This is a genomic window from Pseudomonadota bacterium (assembly GCA_036339585.1).
GTDB lineage: Bacteria > Pseudomonadota > Alphaproteobacteria > UBA8366 > UBA8366 > UBA8366.
The window spans coordinates 361,604-384,189 of record JAYZAS010000004.1 but is presented as its reverse complement, the minus strand read 5'-3'; the positions used below and the strand labels follow the sequence as shown (position 1 = coordinate 384,189).

The following is a 22,586-nucleotide window of genomic DNA, read 5'->3' as shown; positions in this document are numbered from 1 at the left end:
CAATCGGATCATAAATTGGAGAAACGCAAGTGTTTAAACAAGTATAACCTCAAGGAGCTCAAAACGCATGGCAATGTTCGAAATAGTGTTGGATACCGAAACTACCGGTCTTGATGCTACTGGGAAAGATAGAATTGTGGAAATCGGGTGCGTAGAACTCGAAAATCACGTGCCTACGGGAAGAACCTACCATCAGCATATCAACCCTGAACGTGATATGCCAGAAGAGGCTTTTAAGGTACATGGACTTTCCGAAGCTTTTTTGTCTCAAAAGCCTATATTTCGTGAAATCGCGCAAAAATTTCTTGAGTTTATTGATGATCGGCCATTGGTGATACATAATGCAGAATTTGACATGGCCTTTATAAATGCAGAACTGAAAAGAATTAACCTGCCGGAGGTCGCAGTAGTACGAGCTATAGATACATTAAAAATTGCGAGAGAACGGTTTCCCGGCGCGCCCGCTAGTTTAGATGCTTTGTGTAGGCGCTTTGGAGTCAATAATACTGCTAGAACACAACACGGGGCGCTACTAGACTCACAGATATTAGCTGAAGTTTATTTGGAGCTTGTTGGCGGCAGGCAACAAGCCCTCACCCTCAAGGCGAGGGTGGAGAAATCGAAAAAAGCAAACGTCACGAAGCTAAAGCGTCTTGCCGCACGTCCCCATAGCGCTAGCGATACTGAGCTTGCAGCTCACACGAGCCTGATTGACAACATCCCAAAAGCTATATGGCGCCGTTAGTCAGATTTTTCTTGTTCGTCTTCGGTGGCTACAGCAGTGCCTTGGGCATAAATATCCATGAAATCAACTGGATTTAGCAGCAAGGGAGGGAAACCACCGCTCCGAACGGTATCAGATAGAATTTGCCGTGCAAATGGGAACAATAAACGAGGTGCCTCTATTAATAAAAGCGGCTGAATGTGTTCGTCGTCTACGTCGCCAATCACAACGTGTCCGCCGTACTGTAACTCAACTAGAAATACAACCTCTTCATCATGACGGGCGCTGGCTTCAAGGAGAAGTATGACCTCAAAGCGTCGATCGCCAAGCGGTTTGGATTTTGCATTTATATGCAGCGCAATCTCTGGTGTTGCATCTGCTTCTACTATAAAACGTGGAGACTGTGGATTTTCAAAAGACAGATCTTTTATATATTGATGGGTGATGTCGAGTGGGGCGTCTTCTATCGTAATGTCGTCTATCTCTTCATTTGTAATTGGTGTTTCGTCGCGGTCAGCCATGTGTAAGTCCTTAAATTTACTTGGCGGTGGCTAACACGGATCGCAGTTAGATACAACCGTAGCACCACCCGGGTGCTGACTGGTGGTATTAAAATGAAGGATTCCGCAATTTTTTGCCCGGATATTAGTTAGACAACGAATGAAACCCCAGTGACTAACAACAACTGTATTTACATCATAATTACTCGCGAGACGACGAAACTCTTTGCATCTTCGGTTTAGTGAAAGTGTGTCTTCTTCTAGATCTGGCCACCAATTTTCTGTAACGGGATCTAAAAAGTTTACGTGGGGGAAGTCGACGCAAAGCGTACTTTTGGGTGATCCTATGTCACAGTTAAAAACCGCGTGTTCCCCTATTAGTGGCGTTGCTGTGATGTTAAGGTCTAAATGACGGGCAACGATTGTTGCTGTTTCTAAAGCACGTCGGTACGGGCTCGACAAGATTTCTTTTAGGCCTAATCGTTCCAGAGATATTGCGGCATGAAGGGCTTGATTTTTGCCTAGAGGGGTCAACTTTGGGTCTCGAATTCCGGGATCCTTGCGGGTTTTACCGTAGATCACATTAAATTCTGATTGGCCGTGCCGCAATAGATACATAAGATGCACACATAGACAAACTGGTTAGTGTTTAAGACAAATCAGAGGTTTTATTATTTTTGGGAACCTCTTGATCCTGATTATTTAAAGCCGGATTATCAATTTCGTGAAATTCCCCATCAATCACAGTCGCATTTCGTTCGTCGGTATCGCTGTTGTGGCGCGTTTTTTCATTTGATGGCCATACCCGCGAGTAACTTTGGCTCTTTATTTGAGCGAATATTGTGTTGCCAAGAAATAAACGAAATCTTGGGATCAGTAAAAAAAACCCTATGCAATCAGTCAAGAACCCTGGTGTTAATAAAAGTACGCTGGCAAATAACAAACAGAGGCCGGTCAGGACTTCCTTTACGGGCAATTCATTCCTATGTAATGCCTCCTGCGTATTCCTGAGCGCTCGAAGCCCTTGATGCCTTAGCATTGCTGAGCCAATGATTGCTGTAATTAAAATTAAAGCAATTGTCGTCCAAATCCCGAAAAAATGCCCTGCCTCAATGAAAATCGCTATTTCAGCAATCGGAACTCCAACAAAAATAAAAAGAATCAGAAGCCTCATACTTGTCCTTTGGCTCTGCTGACCGTATGTAAGGTTATGGGAATAGTGTCCAAGCCATAGCAACGGTTGCGTCGACAACCACCTTAACCTAAGGTCCCTAATAACTTTGCGCAAGATATACACTATTTGGTTTTGGATAAAAATTACTGGGCTCAGTGTTTAGGCTGATTTGAGCCTTGAACAAAAGAAAGGCCTTATATAATGGGCGGCGACTACGTTGATGTAATCATCTTTGCAGCTATAGCTGCATTTCTCGTATTTCGCTTGATCAGTGTGCTTGGCAAGCGCACAGGTCAAGAAGGATCACGTGATCCGTTCGGCATTGCTCGTAGTGCTGACATTACAGACCGAGAGGAAAATCCTGAAAACTCTGGAGCAGCAAGCGGACTAGACGCTCGGGTTGATAACGTAGGTATGTCAACACCTCTCGAGTCCGGTTTAGAAAAAATAAAGATTGCAGATAGGCAATTTGATGTGGCTGAATTCCAAACAGGTGCCCGTAATGCCTTTGAAATGATAATCACGGCATTTGCGCTCGGTGATACCGGTACGCTTAAATCGCTTCTGAGTGAGGCCGTTTTTGCAAACTTTGACCATGCTATTACCCACCGGAAGCGAGCAGGTGAGACACAAGAAACGACGCTTGTGGGGATCGACTCTGTGGAGGTGATTGAGGCTTGTCTGCTTCATTCTACCGCGCAGGTAACAGTCAAATTTGTAAGTAAACAAGTTAGTGTTCGTCGTGACCAATCTGGTGTTGTTATTGATGGAGATCCAGAAGCAGTTAATCAAGTGACTGATATTTGGACCTTTGCACGAGATATTCGCGGGAAAGATCCGAACTGGTTGTTAGTAGAGACACGAAGCTCAAATTAGAAAATCTCGGTTCACGACTTTGTATTCACACCCTTTAAGAATGCTCATTTTATTAGTGGCGCTTGGTGTGATTAGTTGCTCCCCTGCGCTGGAGAAGAAAAAACCTTTTAAATTAGACCCAGTGAATTTCAAAAGCCTTCCAGGCTGGGGCGATGATAACCATTCAGAGGCTTTAGGCGTATTTCGCGGATCCTGCCAAAAGTTTCTGGCCGGAAACAGTGGTAGTCCGTCCAATAGATTAGGTCTAAAACTCGATTCTTGGCGGAGAGTTTGTTCGTCATTACCTGCCGGTGATGTCAACGACGATCAGGCGCAAGATTATTTTGAAAAATGGTTCCAACCCTATTTAGTTTTTGGTCCACATGGGCCGGAAGGGCTTTTCACTGGATACTTTGAGGCTGAGCTTACAGGCAGTTTGCGCCGTGAGAACCCCTCTCAGACGCCTATCTACGGTGTTCCAAATGATCATATTACCGTTGATCTTGCTCGTTTTGACTCAAAACTAGCGGGCAAAAAGCTGGTGGGAATGGCAAAAGAAAATCAGCTCATTCCATACCACACACGGGAGGATATTGCTGCAGGTGCGCTGAAAGGCAAAGCTAAACAAATAGCTTGGGCCGACGACTTGATCGATCTTTATATTCTACATGTGCAGGGGTCTGGACGGGTGCGGTTGCGCGATGGATCGGTCATGAGAATCGGTTTTGCTGCGCACAATGGATATGATTATCGTTCTATTGGACAGGTACTGATAGAACGCGGTCAACTTGGACGCAATCAAGCTTCCTGGCCACATATTCGGCGCTGGATTGAAAAAAACCGAGATCAGGCTCGGGCATTGTTGTCTGAAAATGCACGGTTTATATTTTTTCGTATTACGGGTAGCAGAGGGCCAATTGGTGCACAGGGTGTTCCATTGACGGCTGGAAGAAGTATGGCGGTTGATAAGCGCTATATTCCAATTGGTGCCCCCGTATGGATCGTTACTCATTGGCCGACTGATAAATCGCGCCCACTTAGGAAATTATTGGTAGCGCAAGATACAGGCGCCGCAATTAAGGGCCCTGTGCGTGGCGATTATTTTTGGGGCTTCGGTAGAAAAGCGCTCAAGCTTGCAGGTACCATGAAGAGTGCCGGACGTTATTTTGTTTTGCTTCCACGATGATACGGCTGGAACGCTCCCTACGCGATTGTGTGATTAGCAAATTATTTCTGAAGTAAAGAAATTAAAAAGTGTTACGTTGAACTGGTTGTAGAACTTTTCTTAAAAATATATTCTGAGTTAATTACTCTAGTATTCACCTCCAAAACCGGGATTGATTGTTTGTAGCTGAAAAACAACTCGGGGGAAGGGAATCAGTATTCCCAGAAAAAGATGGAAAAAAAGAAGCAACAGATTAGAGCCACAGCAACGACATCAAGCTGTGATGAAGGTATTGGTCTTTGGCGCCAAGCTGTCTCTGATGTAACCCCCTTGAAGAAAAATTCTGCTACAGCATTTGCTGCTGGAACAGAATGTGACAGTAATTTACAAACGGGCAGCAAGACAAGTTGTCATTCCCCTAGAAGTGATTTTGTTAAAGTTAAAGGACCACTGGTTCCACTCTCGCATGGCACGCTCGTAGGCCTAGATAAACGCACAGGAGAGCGTTTGAAGCGCGGCAAGTTGGAAGTTGAGGGACGTCTCGATATGCACGGTATGAGCCAAGCTACGGCATATAGAGCGTTGAAAAGGTTTTTATTGGATAAACAAGCCGCAGGAAAGAGGTGTGTGGTAGTGATCACAGGCAAAGGAAGCCGTGATGGCGGAACGGGCGTGCTGAAGGAAGCGGTTCCTCGCTGGTTAAATGAGCCCTCTTTGCGTAAGCATGTGTTAGGGTTTGATTACGCATTACCGCGCCTTGGCGGTACTGGCGCTCTGTATATTCTATTGAGGCGCAAACGTTTGTAAAAACTCAAATTTCTGCAACAGATCCTTACAAAAAAACCGTTATTGTCGATGACACCATTTGGCCGGGAAATTAGAAAAATGCGTTCCGAAAGAGGGGTCACACTCTCTCACATGGCAGAGGCATTACAGGTTTCGCCATCGTATTTGTCTGACCTAGAGCATGGAAAACGAGGTAAGCCAAGTGTCCCAATGGTCAATCAAATTTGTTCATATTTTAATATTATTTGGGATGATGCTGAAAAAAATCAGAAGTTAGCCGCGATTTCAAGGCCGCGTGTGGTTGTTGACACTAGGGATTTATCATCAGATGCCACCTTATTAGCTAATTTATTGGCCAAAGGCATACACACTGTCTGAAGATAAAATAAGATTTCTCATAAGCTACCTTAGCTCAAAAATCAGATCATAAGCCCGAGAAAAGATAATATTGAAGAAATCAAAGGATGAATTTAGATAGGTCGGCGTCTTTCGCTAAGTTCTCCACCCTGCTTCGCACGTAGTCGCAATCGATCTGTATCTCTTCATTAGGCCTGTCCGTGGCAGAGAAACTAATTTCTTCTAGAAGTTTCTCCATAACGGTATGAAGACGCCGAGCGCCAATATTTTCGACGTTCTCATTAATTTCGGCAGCCAATTTGGCTAATTCTGTTATGGCTTCATCTTGAAAAACAAGTGTCACTTTCTCGGTTTTAAGCAATGCTTCATACTGGCGAATGAGGCTATTCTCAGGTTCCTGTAAGATGCGTTCGAAATCACTTCGAGTAAGAGCCTTCAGTTCAACTCGGATTGGAAGTCTCCCCTGAAGCTCCGGCAATAAATCAGATGGTTTTGCTAGGTGAAATGCACCAGAAGCAATGAAGAGGATATGATCGGTATTTATTGGCCCATGTTTTGTGGACACAGTCGTTCCTTCAATTAAGGGGAGAAGGTCACGCTGCACTCCTTCACGGCTTACATCGGCTCCATTACGCTCCGCGCGCGCGCATACTTTATCAATCTCATCAATGAAAACAATCCCATTTTGAGCAACATTTTCCAAGGCAGCGCGCACAACTTTGTCTTCGTCGACTAGTTTGTCTCCTTCTTCTGTAACAAGCACACTAAAGGAATCCGCCACAGTCATGGTCTGCTTGCGTGTACGTTCTCCAAAAGCTTTGCCCATTATGTCATTAAGGTTAATCATGCCCATCTGTGCGCCAGGCATACCAGGTATATCGAAGGTGGGCATACCGCCTCCGCCGCTATCTATGAGCTCGAGCTCAATTTCTCGATCGTCGAGCTCACCATTTCGTAGTTTTTGTCTGAAAGAACTGCGAGTGTTTGCACTTGCATTCTCGCCAACAAGAGCGTCAAGGACCCGTTCTTCTGCCATCAACTCTGCTTTTGCAACAACTTCCTTGCGATGAATTTCTCGTGTCATGTGAATTGCATTGTCTACTAAATCACGCACGATTTGCTCCACGTCCCTACCAACGTATCCGACCTCGGTAAACTTTGTAGCCTCAACCTTTAAAAATGGCGCATCCGCTAATTTTGCGAGACGGCGCGCAATCTCTGTTTTACCCACGCCTGTTGGGCCTATCATCAGGATGTTTTTTGGCAAGACTTCGTCGCGCATTTCATCTGGGACATTTTGTCGCCTCCAACGATTTCTCAATGCCACAGCTACAGCACGCTTGGCCTCATTTTGGCCTATGATGTAACGGTCGAGTTCGGAGACGGTCTCGCGGGGTGTAAGTGCTGTCATAATTTCTCAATTAGTATGTTTTCGTTTGTGTAGACGCATATGCCCGCAGCAATTTGTAATGCTTGCTTGGCGATATCTTCAGCCCCAAGTTCGCTTGAGTGTACAAGGCCGCGAGCAGCCGCCAGCGCAAATGGTCCGCCCGATCCAATACCTATCAGTCCATCTTCAGGCTCTAAAACGTCACCATTTCCCGTAAGCGTTAATGAAACGGACTTATCTGCAACCGCCATCATGGCCTCTAACCGCCGCAGATACCGGTCTGTACGCCAATCCTTAGCAAGCTCAACGCATGCCCGCGTAAGTTGACTCGGATACTGCTCAAGCTTTCCTTCCAGCCGTTCAAAAAGCGTAAAAGCATCAGCAGTAGCGCCTGCAAACCCAGCAATAACATTGCCATCGCCTAAGCGGCGCACTTTGCGGGCATTGGCTTTTATGATAGTCTGGCCAAAACTCACTTGTCCGTCACCTGCCATAACAATCTCGTTTTTTCGGCGTATTGCAAGTATTGTTGTCCCATGCAAAATGGACTGATCTGGCATAGCTCTACTCTACCTTTAAAGACTGCGATATCGTCATATCATCCTACCATGTGGTAATTTGTGCCTCAGGATCAAGAGAAGATTTATGCGAACCAATCTCAATCTTAAATTTCTTTTATTCTCTTTGCAGCGTTATTTCTAGAAAGACCGCCATTTTGTCTTTACATAGTTGTACAACAATTAACCCATTTTACGGTTGAGGAAAAACTTATGCGCATAGCCACCGTTGAACGTAAAACCAAAGAAACAGAAATTTGTGTTGAAATTAACCTCGATGGCAATGGTGAGTACAACGTATCCACTGGAATAGGATTTCTTGATCATATGCTAGAGCAACTTGCGCGGCACAGTTTGATTGATGTTTCTCTCAAGGCACACGGCGACCTGCATATCGATTTCCACCATACTACTGAGGATACGGGATACGCAATTGGTGAGGCGGTAGCAAAAGCGCTTGGTGACCGCAGAGGAATAAATCGCTATGGTAGCAGTTTAATACCCATGGATGAGACGCTAACACGTGTAGCGCTTGATTGTTCAAATAGGCCGTTTTTGGTGTGGCGAGTTAACCTATCACGGCCGAAGCTTGGTGATATGGACACCGAATTATTTAATGAGTGGTTTCAAGCATTTTCGCAATCAGCAGGAATTACTTTACATATCGAGAATTTCTATGGAGATAATAATCACCACATCGTTGAGTCTTGTTATAAAGGGCTTGCGCGTGCGCTCAAGCAGGCAATAAGCGTTGACCCACGTCAGGCGAATTCAATTCCCTCAACAAAAGGTGTGCTGGGCGGCTCACTATGAGTTGTTTGTGTTAGGATAGCTTATGACCGTTGCAATTGTTGACTACGGATCGGGTAATTTACATTCTGTTGCAAAAGCGTTCGAATGCCAAACGATCAAAAAGAAAGGGGCATGCGTGCGAGTGACTGATAAGCCTGATGAGGTGGCATCTGCAGACCGAGTGGTTTTGCCGGGAGTCGGCTCATATGGTCAGTGTAAAGAAGGATTGTCGGCTATCGATGGCCTAATCGAAGCCCTTGAATTTGCTGTTCTTGCGAGGGGCCAGCCATTTTTAGGGATTTGTGTAGGAATGCAGCTAATGTCCACCACTGGGCTAGAGCATTGTCAAAACAAGGGCCTCAATTGGATTCCTGGCGTCGTGCGGCCGATCAGTGTTTTAGATAAATCACTCAAGATACCCCATATGGGTTGGAACGGTTTGGAAACGGCAGTTGATCATCCGGTCTTCGACGATCTAGAGCCCGAGGCAGATGTTTATTTTGTTCACAGTTACCATTTTGAACCAGAAAACGATACTGATTTGCTAGCAACTGTTAAGTATGGCGAATCAGTCACGGCGGCGGTAGGAAGGGACAATTTGATCGGTACACAATTTCATCCGGAAAAAAGTCAGGGAGCAGGCCTCACTGTTATAAATAATTTTATGCGATGGTACCCCTAAAAGTCCTGAAATGGTTGGAAAATATAAAAACCCTATTAAGCAGCCAATGAATTTTAAAAGGGGCGATCTCGCTCCCAAAATGTTGGTTGAGCAAGTAACCGAAATTAATGAATTCGACTTGCAGGACTTGTGTGAGGCAACAGAACAATCCATTCTAGAGGGTGGCGGCTTTGGGTGGTTAGCTACGCCGGCTCGCAGTGGGCTAGAAAAATTTTGGCGCGGGGTAATACAGGTACCAGAGCGTTCGCTTTTTATTGGGCGCATGGACGGTGTCGTAGCTGGCGCAACCCAGTTTGTGCGGCCTACTCGTAATAATGAAGCACAGTCAGAAGCCGCCAAACTTACGACGAATTTTGTTGCTCCTTGGGCAAGAGGATATGGTTTGGCTCGCAACTTGGCCGTGGCGGTCGAAGATGCAGCAGTTGATGAGGGTTTTCTAGTGCTTAATCTCGATGTTCGAGAGACTCAAACCGCTGCTATAGCATTCTACGAAAGCCGGGGTTTTGTCCGATGGGGAAAGCACCCCCGCTATGCAAAGGTCGATGGCAACTGGATCGCCGGATATCATTACTTTAAGGATTTGCGGAAAACGGAGGCCCAATGATTATTTACCCGGCCATAGATCTAAAAGATGGCAAGTGTGTTCGCTTGGAACAAGGCGACATGAAGCGCGCAACTATTTTTAATGAAAGTCCAGCAGAGCAGGCGCGCACATTTGCACATGCCGGCGCAGAATGGATCCATATCGTTGACCTAAATGGAGCATTTGCTGGGAGATCTGTTAACACGGATGCTGTGACCGCAATTGTCGATGCGGTCGATATTCCAGTTCAGCTAGGCGGTGGGATTCGTGACGAAGAAACGATTGAGTTCTGGCTTAATAGAGGTGTTTCGCGTGTTATTTTAGGCACCGTGACTGTGAAAAACCCCAGTTTAGTTAGGAGAGCGTGTTCGAGGTGGTCCAGCAGGATTGTGTTGGGCATCGACGCCATTGAAGGGAGAGCTGCGGTAGAGGGTTGGGCAGAGGTTTCTAATATCACTTCAGAAGAGCTGGCGAAGGACTTTGAAGAGGCCGGTGCTGCGGCGATTATATATACAGATATTAGTAGGGATGGCCTTCTCAAAGGACCCAATATTGATTCGACCATGAAACTTGCCAAATGTGTTGCAACCCCAATAATAGCAAGTGGCGGTATATCGGGCATTGAAGATATAAGACGTATTTGTGCATCTCCTCCAATTTCAGGGGTAATTGTAGGGCGCGCCTTGTATGACAAGAAAATCGTGTTAGAGACCGCCTTGGAAATTGTCTCACAGGAAGCAGATGGAGCAAAGCTTGCTTAAAGTGCGTATTATTCCTTGTCTTGACGTGTGCGCTGGTCGCGTTGTCAAAGGCGTCAACTTCGTAAGTTTAGTTGATGCAGGAGATCCTATAGAGCAAGCAAAAGTTTATGATAAAGCCGGGGCTGATGAACTATGCTTCCTAGACATAACAGCATCCCACGAGAATAGAGACACAATTTATGATGTTGTTAGCGGTACATCGGAGCAATGCTTTATGCCGCTTACGGTTGGAGGAGGCATTCGCAATACTCAGGACATAAGAAAATTATTACTTGCCGGAGCAGACAAGGTTTCAATAAACACGGCAGCCGTAAATAACCCGTCTCTTGTGAGTGAAGCGGCCGAATGCTTCGGCGCACAATGCATAGTGGTGGCGATAGACGCAAAACAGACCGAAGAAGGTACGTGGGAAATATTTACGCACGGGGGTCGAACTCCTACCGGAATCGATGCTGTTCAGTGGGCCAAGAATATGGCTACGCGCGGAGCGGGTGAAATACTATTAACCTCAATGGATAAAGATGGCACTCGCGAGGGTTTTGATATTCACCTGACGCGTAAGGTTGCAGATAGTGTAAATATTCCTGTTATCGCTAGTGGTGGTGTTGGCTCTCTTGACCACATGGTAGATGGTATTCGGATGGGTCACGCATCCGCTGTTCTAGCGGCATCTATTTTCCATTTTGGCGAATTCACAATTGGTGACGCCAAAAAACATTTATCAAAAGCTGGCATTTTGGTTCGTGTGCCTCACAAAGGACCAAGTTTTTAATTATTTCATAAGATATTAAAATCAAAAAATAGACCGCTACTGCGCTGATAGACCAATTTAAGAGGGCCTTACTATGTCATATGACGACAATAATATCTTCGCGAAAATCCTTCGTGGAGAACTACCATGTGAAAAAGTTTTAGAGAATGATTATGCTCTTGCGTTCCATGACATAGCGCCGCAGGCCCCGGTACATATTTTAGTGATTCCTAAGCGACCATACGAATCGGCCAGCCAATTTTTACAGAATGCTGCTGATCAGGAACTGGTTGCATTCCAAAGACTAGTTGGTGAAGTGGTATCGCTGACGGAAATTCATGGTAACGGGTATAGGCTGATTTCAAATACTAATCGTAACGGACGTCAAGAGGTTCCTCATTATCACGTGCATGTGCTTGGAGGACGAGATTTGGGACGGATGGTCATTTAGCTGTATGTCACATTCTTTTTTTTAGGCGCATCATTTCATTCCGAAGTTTTTTCAATTCTAAGGCAATATCTTCAGTTGAATTCGCACCATTGTTTTCGGTTTTTTGCACGTCATCCATGGCATTTACAATTATTGCAATAAAAAGGTTCAGAACTGCAAAGGATGTACAAAGGATAAACGGCACAAAAAACATCCAAGCATAAGGGAATACTTCCATAACTGGTCGCACTATGCCCATTGACCAGGACTCTAACGTCATTATTTGAAATAATGAATATAGGGATGCGCCTATGGACCCAAACCAATCGTGAAATTGTTCTCCGAATAGAACCGTCGCCATTACAGCACCCACGTAGAAGACAAGTGCTAATAGAGCAACCACCGAAGCCATGCCTGGAATGGCGTTCAACATGGCCTGGATCACTAACCGCATTGATGGTACAGCTGACATGAGGCGGAAAGCCCTCATAATTCTAAGAGCTCGAAGCACTGAAGTACCGTCGCCAGCTGGAAGAAGGGCTGCTGAGACAATAAAAAAATCAAAAAGATTCCAGCCGTCTTTAAAAAAACCGACGCGATAGACTACTAACTTGATAGCGATTTCCGAAATAAAAATTCCGATAGCGATTTTGTCTAGTACTGCCAGTAGGCCACCAGCGTGCTTGACCGCGTTGTCAGAAGTCTCGAGTCCTAGCACTATCGCATTCACTATAATAACCCCGAGAATGAAATTCTGTGTTTTTGCAGACTCAATAAAGGCCTTTAGGCTTTTTTCAGCGGTTTGTTCCCGGTGTTGTGATCTCCTTTTCACTTTAGAAGCGTGCACCATCTCACTTTTGCGCGGACTTTTTATTTTTCGACCCAAGTTTGCCATTTTAAATCACCTAGCAGAGTGTTCGTAGAGAACGATATGCGGTTTCGGGGTTAATCATCTAGAGAACATATAGTCGCGGGGAGGAAGTTACGGAATGGCAAACTGAAAATCATGCCTCGTTTTTTTGTCTGCAGCGTCATAACTGGGGTTAAACCCCGCTACAATCGAACTGTTGAAAACAGTACAAATTAGTATATAATACAAAGGGTTAGTAGGCAATATTTGCCTGGTTATGAATGTTCACGATTAACCGGAAATTTTGGTTATGAGTATATTTGGCGGTAGCAATATTGGATCAAACAGTTTAGTCGGAAGTCTTCCAACGGCAGCTACTGGTTTATTTGCTATACTGCCCGATGCAGCTGCAGCCCGCGGCCTGCAATCGGCAGCAAGAGCCTCGGCAGCGGTAGCTCGTGATAAGGCGTTAGACTTGGATGCGCGGAGTATTGAAGCTAAGGCTCGTACTGCAAAAAGAGAGGCGCAAAACCTTGGTAGAATAACAAATAAGCTAAATCGTGCGGTGAAGACTATCGAAAAAGCCCTCGACAGATTAATTGAAATTAAAAAAAATATTTCTGATATGCGTCGTCAAGTAGTTACAGCAAGCGATGCATCGGTTTCCATCGATGAAAGGCGGGTGTTTGGTGATCGGTTTGATCGATTTCTAGGAGACCTGAATATTCGTATTAAAGGGGCTGGCTTTTTGGGCACAAATATTGTTGGCACATCTATTCGTGATGATTTTGATCCCGATCAAATAATTTACCAGATCAAACCAGACAGCCCCGTAAGCAAGACTTTGGAGGGTATATTTTCTCAGAGTGATTTCTTCATTACAGATGAAAGTGGTGATAATTTTTACCCTGATATATATGGATCTATTTTGACAAAATTTCCCAATCCAGCTGCAGAGGATGGAAAGGTCGTATATCACGACGATACCGTGAATTATAACACCAATACCGGGGAAATTTCACTCACGCATAATAATGAAGGAACACCATATCTGCAAGGCACGCTTGTACGGAAGGGGCTCGGAATACTTTTCTCTTTTCTTTACAATAATTTTGAAGATGACAGCAGTCTTGAAACCGCTCTATCCGATGTGGATGCCGCATCAGCTACCCTTCGGTTTAACATTGGTTTCTTAGAGGGTGAGTTAGCAAAAATTCGTTCAGCGCAAACGCTCGTTGAAGGAAAGATTAGGGAGCGTTTTGATTTTGCTGCTGGTGTGGAGGCTAAAGCAATGGCTGAGAAACACCGAGCGGCGTTTGTGGAGCAACGCCAAGACCTTCTTTTTCAGTCGGCCGTGCAAAATACCCTCGCTTTCAATAACCAGGGAGGCGCGCTGACGCTAACAACTCCATCGGTTTTTGATCTTTCTATATGATAATTTTCCGTTAATGCGGCTTCTCGACCCTCATTTGCCTAGCTGAGATTCTATCGCGTCCCAAATTCGGGATTCCAAATGGATACCGTCAAGGGCGTTGATTTCTTGGATGCCAGTTGGGGAGGTTACGTTTATCTCCGTCAGATAATCGCCAATCACATCTATGCCAACGAACATAAGCCCCTTTTGCCTTAAAACGGGGCCGATTTCCGCACATATGGCGATTTCTCTTTCTGTAAGGTGCGTCTTTATGCCAGAACCGCCTGCATGGAAGTTTGCACGCGCATCCCCTTTGAGTGGTACTCTATTCACAGCTCCCATAGGATGGCCGTTTACTAATATAATGCGTTTGTCCCCGTTTCGGACTTCAGGTAAATACTGCTGAACGATGATGGGCTCAGCTTTGGCTTCTGTAAACATTTCAACTAGAGATTGGAGGTTTTCGTCATCCGGTTTGATATGAAAAACGCCAGCCCCACCGCATCCGTAAATCGGTTTTAAAATTATATCAGAATGTTCGGCGCGGAATGCCATGATTTCATCAAGATTTCGTGTTATCAAGGTTGGTGGCGTCAGACTACGAAAAAGTGTAACAAAAAGCTTCTCTGGTGCATTACGTACTTCTGCTGGATTATTGACAACCAAGGTTTTTGGATGAATGTGTTCGAGAAAATGAGTAGCCGTGATGTAGGACATATCAAAAGGGGGGTCCTGACGCATAAGGATTACATCCACCTCAGCTAGGTCGATTCTTTTTTTTGGCCCCACCTTAAAGTGATCACCCTTCCGGCGCATCACTTTCATGTTACAACCTATGGCGTAGGGATTACCCTCGTGCAACGACAAGTCTTCAGGAAGGTAATGGTATAAAGTGTGACCCCTGACCTGTGCCTCTAAAGCCAGCATGAAAGTGCTGTCAGTATCTATGTCAATATTCTCTAAGGGGTCCATTTGAATTGCACAGACTAAGCTCACTAAATTATCTCCCCTTTTAAAATCCAAATTACGTACATTTACCAGATGCCTAGTAATTTTCCCTGATTAGTTAGGCCTTATTAAAATATCAGTTCATCCGTTTCTTGATGTACTCCATCAAATTTATAGCCCGAGACCGTTTGATTTTACTCGAATCTAGCCGGATAAAATTTTCTAAAGCGCTGTATGCGGCGCTTAGGTTTTCCATCTCGGCGTTTAACATTGCTGCATCCCACCAAAGATCAGGCATTTTGGGAGCGATTAAAAGCATCTCTTCCACAGTTTTCAGTGCGGCAACTTCATTACGCAACTGCATGTGTCGGAATTTCACGTTATTTTGCAAACGAAGAAGGATCACCCTGTCACTTACTGGGGCGTAGTCACGCGGCTGTAATTCACGATCTACTCCAGATATTGTTTTGACCATTCCTCGCAGATCGCTTGGGTCAAGGATACGACCTTCGGTGAAGGGATCCATGATAACGCGCTGACCTCCTATTTCTAGTTGCACTAAAAAATGGCCAGGAAAAGACAGCCCTCTCATTTTCAATCCTAACCGTCGCCCTATGTCGATATAGATAATGCCAAGCGCGACAGGCAGGCCGCGGCGTCGATCTATCACTCGAAAGAGATCGGCATTCTGCAAATCATCGTAGGTTTCCACGTCACCCGTGTAGCAATATTTTAAGGCTATTATGTTTTTTAGGTGCTTGGCTGCACCCTTCGCACTTATTGATGGCCACATGCTTGGAATAGCAGCAGCACATGCCATTTGCGACATGTGCTCTATATATTTATTTGCTGAAATTCTGGGTCTGTTTAGCGCAGCGAAATAAAAGGCACCAGCCAGAAGATCAAAACTATCGTCGGCACTATCTCCAATTTTGCGGAGCATTTTTCTAGCATGTTTTTCGTGTGAGATGCTCATTTAAGGTGACCCTCTATCATTATTCTTGTTTTTTACACGAACGTAACTGACAATTTTCCGAACATGTCTAATTGAGCGTGCGTACGCGAACACTCTTTTCAATTCACTCGCGGAAGTTGCGACCCCCATAAGATATAGATGCCTATTAACTGTATCTATGCTGTAGTTAATTGAACGGATTTTCCTGTCGAGTGTCAGCTTAAAACGCAATTTTGCTGAAATCCATTTGTCCCTTGCCACATCTAAAAGAGAGCTACGATCATAAATTTGAATTTCATTTTTTATTTCGCGAATCCCGTCGGACTGCCATGCAATTCTGACGGCTTGTATTCTTAATTCGGGTGTAGGAACCGATCCTGTTAAAAATACTGATCTCTCCTTAACCGTTACGTTTACATCAACGAAAAGGTTGGTTGAAAAGTTAAACAAATTCCCTTTAATTTGTGTTTCAATCGAAGCATCGTCTAAAATAGTACCATAACTTCGTTCCTCCATCGTTGCTGAACCTACCTCAGCGCCAGCGCCAATTAGCATGCTGGTTGGGCTGCAAGTTGTAGTCAATGGAAATAGAGTTGCCATTATAGTTACCGTGTAAAACTTGGACTGGAACAAGGTGTAATAGTTCTTTAAAAGATTGAACACGCTAACATTTTCCTATAACGATCGGCAAAACCAAAACCGGCGAGTTTATCAGATAAAATATTTTCGGCGAAAGAGCCAGGCATTAGCACTAAGGGGAAAAGCGAGGGTAAACGCCTAATGTATGACAGTTATATCTCGGGCAAAGTAGCCGGGTATATCTCGGGCAAAGTAGCCGGGTAAGAATTATTACCGCCAAAAAACACAACCTACGTATGTCGAAAATTTCTTATGTAATTTAAAGCTCGACAAAATAATATGATATTTGCTTGAAGTTGACGAATTATATTACCTATATCTCTTCGTTCTTTAATTCCAAAGCTCTGCGATATACCGAGCGGCGGGGCAAGCCTAGCGCTTTTGACACTGCTGAAGAAGCCTCTTTCACTCCGGTCTTTTTAAGTTTCGCGTTAAGCGCTCTATCAACCTGAATATCTGTCACAATTTTTGGTAAGGGAGGGCCGATAATTACTACTATCTCCCCTCTTAATGCTGACTTGCCCCTTAAATTCTTAGCCAAGCTGGATAAGGTACTTCGCTCAATTTCTTCAAACCGTTTTGTGAGCTCACGCGCCACCGCTGCTGGCCGCTCGCCAAACACATTCCACATGTCTTGAATCGAGGCAGTTAGCCGCTTAGGTGACTCGAAAAAAATTAGGCTCGCAGGACAGGAAACGAATTCAGTTAAAAACCTTCTCCGTGCATGTGCTCGTGGTGGTGGAAAACCAGCAAACAAAAACCTATTAGTCGGCAAGCCAGATGCTAAGATGCCTGTGAGAACTGCACTTGCGCCGGGTAGTGCCGTCACATAGTAACCGGCTTGGGTTGCTGCTTGAACAAGTTTGTAACCTGGGTCTGAAATAAGCGGCGTTCCTGAGTCGCAGACTAAACAAACAATTTTACCAGTTGCCAAAATGTCAAGAATACGGGGGCGCTGTCTTTGTGCATTGTGTTCATGATAAGCAATCACACGTGGGCGTAAATTATAGGCATTAAGCAAACGCCTCGTTATCCTCGTGTCTTCGCAAGCAACAATGTTAGCCGAGGCAAGAATATCGATTGCTCGAAGTGTAATATCGCGTAAATTGCCAATCGGGGTTGGTACTATATACAAACCACCAAGGGGTTGGGCTTCGCCACCTCCAATCTTGAGATCGTAATTTAAATTCATACTTGGATGTCCTAGCAAAAAACAATGATCTTATCAAAATTACAAAGCCACGGTTTTTATCATCATAGACGTTGGTCGAAATGTAAATCGGCGGTTTTTCAGATTCTATTAGTTCCGATTCTTTCATTTTTTGTTATTTCAGCGATTGATACCGCGCACAGTTCTGAAGCACCAATGTTTCCGCCACTTTTACCTCATGTGCCACCAAAAGAAGAGATTCCTAATGAAACTAATTTTGGTAGTAAAATTGGCATTCAAACAATTTTACTCAGTCCTCTCCCCTCGCCTCCCAGTGACATAAGAGTGGCATTGTTGTTGCCCCTTTCTGGTGCACAAGCTGCACTGGGTAATGCAATGCTTGAGGCTTCTCAGCTGGCAATGTTTGAAATGGCTACCGAGCAATTCACCGTTTTTTCTTTAGATACAAAAGGCACACCCGAGGGCGCTCGCTTGGCCGCGGAGCAAGCCTTACGAAATGGCGCAGGTTTGATTCTGGGACCATTGCTTGCGCAATCGGTGCAAGCGGTCTCGTCAGTCGTTGGTGGTTCTGGAATTAATATAGTTGCCTTCTCAAATTCACGCGCTGTGGCAGGTCAAAACGTTTTTATTATGGGTTTTGTGCCACGCCAACAAGTGAACACTATAGTGGAATACGCGGCAAGGCGAGGGCTGAGGCGGCTTGCCCTTATGGCACCTGATAACTTATATGGAAAAACTGTATTCCGTACTCTTCAAAATATCACATCTGTTCAGGGACTTGAAATAGTCCAATCTGCTTTTTACAAGCCTGGAGCGAACGATTTTAGCAATGAGATCAGATCAATTTCCGATTACGATTCCAGGCGGAAGGCGCTTCTTAAGCAACGGTCTATGCTTGAGGGCAAAGATGATGAAGTTTCAAAGCAAGCATTAAAGCGTCTGGAGAACCTCGACACTATCGGAGAGGTAAACTTTGACGCAATCCTTTTGCCAGATACAGGTCCTTCAATGAGCGTTCTTGCGGCTCAATTGGCCTTTTTTGATGTAGATCAGCCGGCAGTGAGATACCTAGGGCTCAGAAACTGGGACCAAATTCCCAATATTGAGCGCGAGCCTGCTCTCCATCGAGCTTGGTTCGTGGCGCCCTCAATGCAAGAGCGACGTTCCTTTGTAGAGCGTTTCTCGCGCATTTTTGGGAAGCCGCCGCCACGGCTAGTTTCTCTTGCGTATGATGCTACTGCGTTAGCTGCTGTTTTGGCGCGTTCGCCCCGCGGTCCTGATTTTTCCCGGCGTGCCCTTACGAATCCAAACGGGTTTGATGGGGTTGATGGACTTTTCCGATTAGGTGAGGATGGGATTGCTGAGCGCGCATTCTCGATTCTTGAGGTTCGCGAGAGCGGATTTCGCAGATTGAAACGTTCGCCGCGTACATTCCAAGAATTTGGTCGCTAAGTTAATTTCGCAAGCAATTTCGAGGTTATGGAGTCTAAACGAAGGAACCCTTTCTGCGTGGCTTGGAGTTTGTTCTCTGTGGTAACAAGAAGGCCCTCGTCAATCAGTACCGTCAGGATATCTGGGTGGACCCAATTTTGAATGGAATTGCCTGTTTGTTTTTTTACGTCTTCCAAATCGAGGCCTTCACTTAATCTCAGTCCCATAAATACCATTTCCTGTAGAACCTCTCTGGGCGCGAGCTTGGTTTTTTTTTGCAGCCCAGTGCCCGTTCTTTCGGTTTGTAGAAGCCATTTCTCCGGATTTGAGATCCGGTGATATGCTAATTTATCTTTACCGTCACTTATCCTCCCGTGAGCGCCGGGCCCAATGCCTGCATAATCTCCATAACGCCAATATGTAAGATTGTGTTGGCATTCTTCGCCGGGAATTGCGTGGTTTGATACCTCATAAGGGAACAACCCAGCACAGGATAGAACATCCCGCGTGTACTCATATTGATCGGCAGCAGTATCCTCATTTGGCATTCTGAACTGTTTGTTTCTGTAACTAGAAAAAAATGGAGTCCCGCGTTCTATGGTAAGTTGGTATAGCGACAAATGACTATTGGTAAACTCTAACGCAAATGTAAGTTCTTCTTTCCAAGAATTCATACTTTGTCTTGGTCGACCATATATAAGGTCAAAAGAATACCGAGGGAATGTGGTACGTGCTAGATCTAGTGCCTCTACAACTTCACGCGCGTTGTGCGTCCGGCCTAGGAATTTCAAAGCATTGTCATCAAATGATTGAGCGCCTATTGAGAGCCGATTTACACCAGCCGACCGGAAATTCTTAAATCGAGTTTTTTCAACTGAGCTGGGATTTGCTTCGAGCGTTATTTCCACATTATCTTCCAAGCCCCAATATTGGTCTACTGCTTGCAGAAGTGCCGCAATTGTGTCGGGCTCCATAAGCGATGGTGTACCGCCGCCGAAAAAGAGGCTAGAGATCCTGCGGTCTGGATAAAGGTAGAACTCCGTAGCAATTTCGCTTATCAGAGCTCTCTTCCACCTCTGTTGGTTTATTTCTGGTCGAACATGGCTATTAAAATCGCAATATGGGCATTTTTTCTCGCAAAATGGCCAGTGAATATATAGAGAGAGGGTTGGTTTTGACCTACTAGTCATCAACCAAAATGGGAAACAGTCAAAAGCCGGAAGGCAGCAGCGCGGTGACTGATTTTGTGTTTCAATTCAGGGTTAATCTCGCTGAATGTTTGGTTATAACCTTCTGGTTCAAAGATTGGATCATAACCGAATCCAAGGTCACCCCTAGGAGGCCAAACAAGTTGTCCATGCACCTCACCTTCATATGTGTAACAAGTACCGTCTGGTCGGGCGAGTGATAGGGCACAGACGAAGTATGCATGACGATTGTCCCCGGGTTGCAATTTGTCTTCCACCAGTTTCATTGCTGAGTAAAAGTCTTTTTGTGGCCCGGCCCAACGTGCTGAATAGATTCCTGGAGCTCCACCCAAAGCAGGCACGACTAACCCAGAGTCGTCTGCCAACGACAGCAGCCCGCTTTTTTCAGCGCATGTTTTAGCCTTGATTTCGGCATTCGCCATGAATGTTTTCCCGTCCTCCACCGGTTCTGGAAGGTTTAGCTCCTTCGCGGAGAGAACTTCCAAATCCGTAAAGCTCAATAGCACCCGTATTTCTTCGACTTTACCTTCATTATGACTAGCTATAACGATCTTTTCACCAGATTGACTTAACTGCATTTTATTTCCTAGGCCTGCAAGGCTTGCTTTTGTATTTCACAAAGCTCGCCGATTCCCTTCATGGCAAGTGCAAGCATCTCGTTAAATTTTTCTCTGTCGAACGGATCTTTTTCCGCTGTTCCCTGTATTTCAATGATTTTGCCATTTTCAGTGAGAACAAAATTAGCATCAGCATCAGCTGTGGAGTCTTCCGAGTAATCGAGATCTAATATCGATTCGCCTCTCCAGATCCCGCAGGAGACAGCGGCAACCGGGCTATTTGTCGGCACCTCATTCACCAGACCGATGGATTTTAGATGCTGGAAAGCGAGCTGCAATGCTACGTACCCGCCGGTAATCGACGCTGTGCGGGTGCCTCCGTCGGCCTGTAAGACATCGCAATCGACAATAATTTGCAACTCGCCAAATCCCTCAAGATTTGTGATGGCCCGTAAGCTCCGGCCTATTAAGCGTTGGATTTCCTGAGTTCGGCCTGATTGGGCTGTACGTCGCCTGTTAGAACGAGAATTGGTTGCTCGCGGTAACATATTATATTCAGCAGTTATCCAACCACGGCCTGAATTCTGAAGAAATGGCGGAACTTTCTCTTCGACGCTGGCAGTGCATAAAACGTGTGTTTCGCCAAATTTAATAATGCAAGAACCCTCAGCATATTTTGAAACACCGGTCTCAATATTAACTGGTCGCATTTGGTTGAATAATCGTTTAGACGGGCGCATGTATTCTCCATGAGTTGTTTGTGGGAAGCTATCCTGATAAAAGGCCTACCGTAAAGCTGCTTGTTCGGATTATTCAAAAAAATACACCCAGATTGACGCCTCTATGGCACGTAATTAGATACCAATAGTATGATTGAAGACTTAAATGAGCGTGCACGGACTGTTTTACAGCATGTGGTCGAAGCGTATGTAGAAACAGGGTCGCCGATTGGATCGCGTACAATTTCGAGGTTATCAGAATTGTCGCTGTCGGCAGCGTCAATACGCAACGTGATGGCAGAGTTAGAGGACTTGGGTCTCCTTTATTCACCTCATACATCTGCTGGAAGGCTGCCGACAGAGCAGGGATTAAGGCTCTTCGTTGACGGGCTGCTTGAGGTCGGTAACCTTAGCTCTGAAGATCGCAACGATATAGAGGCCAAATGTGTCGGAGCTGGACGAAGTGTTAACCAAGTACTTGAGGAGGCATCTTCATTTCTTGGCGGACTTTCAAATTGTGCCGGATTAGTTTTGGCGCCGAAATCAGAGGAAAACCTAAGACATGTGGAATTTGTAAGGCTAGGCCCGGGCCATGCATTGGTAGTAATGGTATTTGACAACGGCACCGTAGAGAATCGTATTATTGATTTGCCGCTTGGGTTGCCTGCGTCTAGCTTGATAGAAGCATCTAATTATCTTTCCGCGAAATTTATTGGGCGTAACCTCTCGCAAGCAGCTAACGATGTGGCATTGGAAATCAAAACTCAGCGTGCCGAGATTGATACGCTGTCACAAAAAGTTGTTGAGGCGGGTTTGGCAACATGGTCCGGTGATAGTGAGGATGGAGTATTAATTGTTCGAGGGCAAGCAAAACTCCTTAAAGATGTAACGGCACTCGATGAATTAGAAAAAATACGTGCATTATTTGAGGCTCTGGAGACTAAAGAGGCACTACTCCGTCTCATAGAGGCTGCTGACGATGCAGAAGGGGTGCAAATTTTCATAGGTGCAGAAAACGAGTTGTTTTCACTGGCTGGTTGTTCCATGGTAATCGCTCCATACAAAAACCGGAACGAGGCAATAATTGGTGCAATCGGAGTTGTGGGCCCAACACGGATAAATTACGCGAGAATCATACCGATGGTAGACTACACCGCCAAAATTGTGAGTCGGTTGATCGGATAGCA

Annotated in this window: 27 protein-coding genes; 14 read left to right on the top strand and 13 right to left on the bottom strand. The window is 45.2% G+C overall.

Annotated features, from left to right (window positions below):
- Positions 1–73: 73 nt before the first annotated feature.
- Positions 74–745: a DNA polymerase III subunit epsilon gene (dnaQ, locus tag VX941_04765; protein MEE2932719.1), complete on the top strand. Its 672-nt coding sequence runs from the start codon at positions 74–76 to the stop codon at positions 743–745.
- Here dnaQ and secB read toward each other — a convergent pair.
- Genes secB through VX941_04750 form a run of 3 tightly spaced genes read right to left on the bottom strand, consistent with a single transcriptional unit; the run spans position 742 to position 2,398 of the window.
- Positions 742–1,245 carry a protein-export chaperone SecB gene (gene secB / locus VX941_04760; protein MEE2932718.1) on the bottom strand — a complete coding sequence of 168 codons (504 nt, stop codon included), beginning with the start codon at positions 1,243–1,245 and terminating at the stop codon, positions 742–744. The two genes, dnaQ and secB, sit on opposite strands and share 4 nt — an antisense overlap.
- A gap of 30 nt (positions 1,246–1,275) precedes the next feature.
- On the bottom strand, positions 1,276–1,842 hold the full coding sequence (locus VX941_04755; GenBank protein MEE2932717.1) for a histidine phosphatase family protein: 567 nt from the start codon (positions 1,840–1,842) through the stop codon (positions 1,276–1,278).
- 31 nt (positions 1,843–1,873) lie between these two features.
- Positions 1,874–2,398 (bottom strand): FxsA family protein, encoded by a 525-nt coding sequence (locus VX941_04750; protein ID MEE2932716.1) that lies wholly within the window; start codon positions 2,396–2,398, stop codon positions 1,874–1,876.
- Between the two features lie 201 nt (positions 2,399–2,599).
- Here VX941_04750 and VX941_04745 point away from each other — a divergent pair, with 201 nt between their 5' ends.
- From VX941_04745 to VX941_04730, 4 genes are all read left to right on the top strand, one after another.
- The gene (locus VX941_04745; GenBank protein ID MEE2932715.1) at positions 2,600–3,274 is read left to right on the top strand and encodes a Tim44/TimA family putative adaptor protein; all 675 of its coding nucleotides are present in this window, start codon (positions 2,600–2,602) and stop codon (positions 3,272–3,274) included.
- A 67-nt stretch (positions 3,275–3,341) separates the two neighbouring features.
- Positions 3,342–4,439, top strand: a complete 1,098-nt coding sequence (locus VX941_04740; protein ID MEE2932714.1) for an MltA domain-containing protein — start codon at positions 3,342–3,344, stop codon at positions 4,437–4,439.
- A 210-nt stretch (positions 4,440–4,649) separates the two neighbouring features.
- Positions 4,650–5,225: a Smr/MutS family protein gene (locus VX941_04735; GenBank protein ID MEE2932713.1), complete on the top strand. Its 576-nt coding sequence runs from the start codon at positions 4,650–4,652 to the stop codon at positions 5,223–5,225.
- 48 nt (positions 5,226–5,273) lie between these two features.
- Positions 5,274–5,582, top strand: coding sequence for a helix-turn-helix transcriptional regulator (locus VX941_04730; protein MEE2932712.1), 309 nt, complete (start codon positions 5,274–5,276; stop codon positions 5,580–5,582).
- 79 nt (positions 5,583–5,661) lie between these two features.
- Here the strand turns inward: VX941_04730 and hslU are convergent, their stop codons facing one another.
- Complete coding sequence (gene hslU / locus VX941_04725) at positions 5,662–6,972, bottom strand: ATP-dependent protease ATPase subunit HslU (GenBank protein MEE2932711.1); 1,311 nt, start codon at positions 6,970–6,972, stop codon at positions 5,662–5,664.
- Positions 6,969–7,511, bottom strand: a complete 543-nt coding sequence (gene hslV / locus VX941_04720; GenBank protein MEE2932710.1) for an ATP-dependent protease subunit HslV — start codon at positions 7,509–7,511, stop codon at positions 6,969–6,971. Before hslV ends, hslU begins: the two co-directional genes overlap by 4 nt.
- Positions 7,512–7,721: 210 nt before the next feature.
- On the opposite strand from hslV, the gene hisB reads away from it, so the two are divergent.
- The 6 genes from hisB to VX941_04690 all read left to right on the top strand — a co-directional run bounded on the left by hisB (position 7,722) and on the right by VX941_04690 (position 11,528).
- On the top strand, positions 7,722–8,321 hold the full coding sequence (gene hisB / locus VX941_04715) for an imidazoleglycerol-phosphate dehydratase HisB (GenBank protein MEE2932709.1): 600 nt from the start codon (positions 7,722–7,724) through the stop codon (positions 8,319–8,321).
- 22 nt (positions 8,322–8,343) lie between these two features.
- Positions 8,344–8,982, top strand: coding sequence for an imidazole glycerol phosphate synthase subunit HisH (gene hisH, locus VX941_04710; protein ID MEE2932708.1), 639 nt, complete (start codon positions 8,344–8,346; stop codon positions 8,980–8,982).
- 46 nt (positions 8,983–9,028) lie between these two features.
- Positions 9,029–9,586 carry a GNAT family N-acetyltransferase gene (locus VX941_04705; GenBank protein MEE2932707.1) on the top strand — a complete coding sequence of 186 codons (558 nt, stop codon included), beginning with the start codon at positions 9,029–9,031 and terminating at the stop codon, positions 9,584–9,586.
- Complete coding sequence (hisA, locus tag VX941_04700; GenBank protein ID MEE2932706.1) at positions 9,583–10,326, top strand: 1-(5-phosphoribosyl)-5-[(5-phosphoribosylamino)methylideneamino]imidazole-4-carboxamide isomerase; 744 nt, start codon at positions 9,583–9,585, stop codon at positions 10,324–10,326. The genes VX941_04705 and hisA overlap by 4 nt, the downstream gene beginning before the upstream one ends.
- The gene (hisF, locus tag VX941_04695) at positions 10,319–11,098 is read left to right on the top strand and encodes an imidazole glycerol phosphate synthase subunit HisF (protein ID MEE2932705.1); all 780 of its coding nucleotides are present in this window, start codon (positions 10,319–10,321) and stop codon (positions 11,096–11,098) included. The genes hisA and hisF overlap by 8 nt, the downstream gene beginning before the upstream one ends.
- A 73-nt stretch (positions 11,099–11,171) precedes the next feature.
- Positions 11,172–11,528 (top strand): histidine triad nucleotide-binding protein, encoded by a 357-nt coding sequence (locus VX941_04690; protein ID MEE2932704.1) that lies wholly within the window; start codon positions 11,172–11,174, stop codon positions 11,526–11,528.
- A gap of 7 nt (positions 11,529–11,535) precedes the next feature.
- Here the strand turns inward: VX941_04690 and VX941_04685 are convergent, their stop codons facing one another.
- Positions 11,536–12,357, bottom strand: a complete 822-nt coding sequence (locus VX941_04685; GenBank protein ID MEE2932703.1) for an ion transporter — start codon at positions 12,355–12,357, stop codon at positions 11,536–11,538.
- Between the two features lie 310 nt (positions 12,358–12,667).
- Between VX941_04685 and VX941_04680 the strand changes: the two genes are divergently transcribed.
- Positions 12,668–13,792 (top strand): hypothetical protein, encoded by a 1,125-nt coding sequence (locus VX941_04680; GenBank protein ID MEE2932702.1) that lies wholly within the window; start codon positions 12,668–12,670, stop codon positions 13,790–13,792.
- A 30-nt stretch (positions 13,793–13,822) separates the two neighbouring features.
- Here VX941_04680 and gshB read toward each other — a convergent pair whose 3' ends face one another.
- From gshB to rsmI, 4 genes are all read right to left on the bottom strand, one after another.
- Positions 13,823–14,767, bottom strand: coding sequence for a glutathione synthase (gene gshB, locus VX941_04675; GenBank protein MEE2932701.1), 945 nt, complete (start codon positions 14,765–14,767; stop codon positions 13,823–13,825).
- Positions 14,768–14,855: 88 nt separating this feature from the next.
- Positions 14,856–15,695 (bottom strand): transglutaminase-like domain-containing protein, encoded by an 840-nt coding sequence (locus VX941_04670; GenBank protein MEE2932700.1) that lies wholly within the window; start codon positions 15,693–15,695, stop codon positions 14,856–14,858.
- On the bottom strand, positions 15,696–16,274 hold the full coding sequence (locus tag VX941_04665) for a BON domain-containing protein (GenBank protein ID MEE2932699.1): 579 nt from the start codon (positions 16,272–16,274) through the stop codon (positions 15,696–15,698).
- A gap of 352 nt (positions 16,275–16,626) precedes the next feature.
- Positions 16,627–17,505, bottom strand: coding sequence for a 16S rRNA (cytidine(1402)-2'-O)-methyltransferase (gene rsmI / locus VX941_04660; protein ID MEE2932698.1), 879 nt, complete (start codon positions 17,503–17,505; stop codon positions 16,627–16,629).
- Between the two features lie 24 nt (positions 17,506–17,529).
- On the opposite strand from rsmI, the gene VX941_04655 reads away from it, so the two are divergent.
- Positions 17,530–18,936, top strand: a complete 1,407-nt coding sequence (locus VX941_04655; protein MEE2932697.1) for a penicillin-binding protein activator — start codon at positions 17,530–17,532, stop codon at positions 18,934–18,936.
- On the opposite strand, the gene hemW is transcribed toward VX941_04655, so the two are convergent.
- Genes hemW through rph form a run of 3 tightly spaced genes read right to left on the bottom strand, consistent with a single transcriptional unit; the run spans position 18,933 to position 21,420 of the window.
- Positions 18,933–20,105, bottom strand: coding sequence for a radical SAM family heme chaperone HemW (hemW, locus tag VX941_04650; protein ID MEE2932696.1), 1,173 nt, complete (start codon positions 20,103–20,105; stop codon positions 18,933–18,935). The genes VX941_04655 and hemW overlap by 4 nt on opposite strands.
- Positions 20,105–20,701, bottom strand: coding sequence for an RdgB/HAM1 family non-canonical purine NTP pyrophosphatase (gene rdgB, locus VX941_04645; protein MEE2932695.1), 597 nt, complete (start codon positions 20,699–20,701; stop codon positions 20,105–20,107). Before rdgB ends, hemW begins: the two co-directional genes overlap by 1 nt.
- An 8-nt stretch (positions 20,702–20,709) precedes the next feature.
- Positions 20,710–21,420 carry a ribonuclease PH gene (gene rph, locus VX941_04640; protein ID MEE2932694.1) on the bottom strand — a complete coding sequence of 237 codons (711 nt, stop codon included), beginning with the start codon at positions 21,418–21,420 and terminating at the stop codon, positions 20,710–20,712.
- A gap of 129 nt (positions 21,421–21,549) precedes the next feature.
- On the opposite strand from rph, the gene hrcA reads away from it, so the two are divergent.
- Positions 21,550–22,584: a heat-inducible transcriptional repressor HrcA gene (gene hrcA / locus VX941_04635; GenBank protein ID MEE2932693.1), complete on the top strand. Its 1,035-nt coding sequence runs from the start codon at positions 21,550–21,552 to the stop codon at positions 22,582–22,584.
- Positions 22,585–22,586 lie beyond the last annotated feature (2 nt).

Excerpts from the sequence above, each read along its gene's own strand:
- VX941_04735 (MEE2932713.1), top strand. The coding sequence starts at position 4,650 with ATGGAAAAAAAGAAGCAACAGATTAGAGCCACAGCAACGACATCAAGC.
- dnaQ (MEE2932719.1), top strand. The coding sequence starts at position 74 with ATGTTCGAAATAGTGTTGGATACCGAAACTACCGGTCTTGATGCTACT.
- rsmI (MEE2932698.1), bottom strand. The coding sequence starts at position 17,505 with ATGAATTTAAATTACGATCTCAAGATTGGAGGTGGCGAAGCCCAACCC.
- VX941_04690 (MEE2932704.1), top strand. The coding sequence starts at position 11,172 with ATGTCATATGACGACAATAATATCTTCGCGAAAATCCTTCGTGGAGAA.
- secB (MEE2932718.1), bottom strand. The coding sequence starts at position 1,245 with ATGGCTGACCGCGACGAAACACCAATTACAAATGAAGAGATAGACGAC.
- VX941_04730 (MEE2932712.1), top strand. The coding sequence starts at position 5,274 with ATGACACCATTTGGCCGGGAAATTAGAAAAATGCGTTCCGAAAGAGGG.
- hisH (MEE2932708.1), top strand. The coding sequence starts at position 8,344 with ATGACCGTTGCAATTGTTGACTACGGATCGGGTAATTTACATTCTGTT.
- VX941_04705 (MEE2932707.1), top strand. The coding sequence starts at position 9,029 with ATGAATTTTAAAAGGGGCGATCTCGCTCCCAAAATGTTGGTTGAGCAA.
- VX941_04755 (MEE2932717.1), bottom strand. The coding sequence starts at position 1,842 with ATGTATCTATTGCGGCACGGCCAATCAGAATTTAATGTGATCTACGGT.
- hemW (MEE2932696.1), bottom strand. The coding sequence starts at position 20,105 with ATGACTAGTAGGTCAAAACCAACCCTCTCTCTATATATTCACTGGCCA.
- VX941_04680 (MEE2932702.1), top strand. The coding sequence starts at position 12,668 with ATGAGTATATTTGGCGGTAGCAATATTGGATCAAACAGTTTAGTCGGA.
- hslV (MEE2932710.1), bottom strand. The coding sequence starts at position 7,511 with ATGCCAGATCAGTCCATTTTGCATGGGACAACAATACTTGCAATACGC.
- hisB (MEE2932709.1), top strand. The coding sequence starts at position 7,722 with ATGCGCATAGCCACCGTTGAACGTAAAACCAAAGAAACAGAAATTTGT.
- VX941_04685 (MEE2932703.1), bottom strand. The coding sequence starts at position 12,357 with ATGGTGCACGCTTCTAAAGTGAAAAGGAGATCACAACACCGGGAACAA.
- VX941_04745 (MEE2932715.1), top strand. The coding sequence starts at position 2,600 with ATGGGCGGCGACTACGTTGATGTAATCATCTTTGCAGCTATAGCTGCA.
- VX941_04670 (MEE2932700.1), bottom strand. The coding sequence starts at position 15,695 with ATGAGCATCTCACACGAAAAACATGCTAGAAAAATGCTCCGCAAAATT.
- hslU (MEE2932711.1), bottom strand. The coding sequence starts at position 6,972 with ATGACAGCACTTACACCCCGCGAGACCGTCTCCGAACTCGACCGTTAC.
- rdgB (MEE2932695.1), bottom strand. The coding sequence starts at position 20,701 with ATGCAGTTAAGTCAATCTGGTGAAAAGATCGTTATAGCTAGTCATAAT.
- hisA (MEE2932706.1), top strand. The coding sequence starts at position 9,583 with ATGATTATTTACCCGGCCATAGATCTAAAAGATGGCAAGTGTGTTCGC.
- rph (MEE2932694.1), bottom strand. The coding sequence starts at position 21,420 with ATGCGCCCGTCTAAACGATTATTCAACCAAATGCGACCAGTTAATATT.
- VX941_04655 (MEE2932697.1), top strand. The coding sequence starts at position 17,530 with ATGATCTTATCAAAATTACAAAGCCACGGTTTTTATCATCATAGACGT.
- VX941_04750 (MEE2932716.1), bottom strand. The coding sequence starts at position 2,398 with ATGAGGCTTCTGATTCTTTTTATTTTTGTTGGAGTTCCGATTGCTGAA.
- hrcA (MEE2932693.1), top strand. The coding sequence starts at position 21,550 with ATGATTGAAGACTTAAATGAGCGTGCACGGACTGTTTTACAGCATGTG.
- VX941_04665 (MEE2932699.1), bottom strand. The coding sequence starts at position 16,274 with ATGGCAACTCTATTTCCATTGACTACAACTTGCAGCCCAACCAGCATG.